This window comes from Flagellimonas olearia, assembly GCF_009184425.1.
Classification (GTDB): domain Bacteria; phylum Bacteroidota; class Bacteroidia; order Flavobacteriales; family Flavobacteriaceae; genus Flagellimonas; species Flagellimonas olearia.
Genome location: NZ_WELG01000055.1, coordinates 1 through 440, shown reverse-complemented (window position 1 = coordinate 440; position 440 = coordinate 1). Strand labels below are relative to the sequence as shown.

At 53.9% G+C, this 440-nt stretch carries 1 protein-coding gene; it reads left to right on the top strand.

Annotated features, from left to right (window positions below):
- Positions 1-51 precede the first annotated feature (51 nt).
- The coding region (locus tag F8C76_RS19210; RefSeq protein WP_249042464.1) for a lyase family protein at positions 52-440 on the top strand (389 nt) is incomplete at its 3' end.

Here is a 440-nt window from a genome sequence, read left to right as displayed (position 1 = left end):
GAGATAGCGGTTCCAAGTAGAGCTCGCTGGGGGGCACAGACACAGCGGGCGGTGGATAACTTTCCTATTAGCGGCCGCACGCTTCCGCCACGGTTTATTCAGGCGGTGGTGCACATTAAGCGTTGTGCGGCTGAAGCAAACCGGGAGCTGGGAGAATTGCCTTCCAATAAAGCAGTGGCCATTGTTGGGGCCTGTAATGACTTGTTGGCGGGTCACCATGGCGATCAGTTTCCTGTTGATATCTTTCAAACGGGTTCCGGCACTAGCACCAATATGAACGTTAATGAGGTGATTGCTCATCTGTGCGAAGAAGCGGGGGCTTCGATTCATCCCAATGATGATGTGAATTTGGGACAGAGCAGTAACGACACTATTCCCACCGCCATCCATGTGTCTGCGGCGTTAGCCGTGACCGAACACCTGATTCCTGCGCTGGAGCA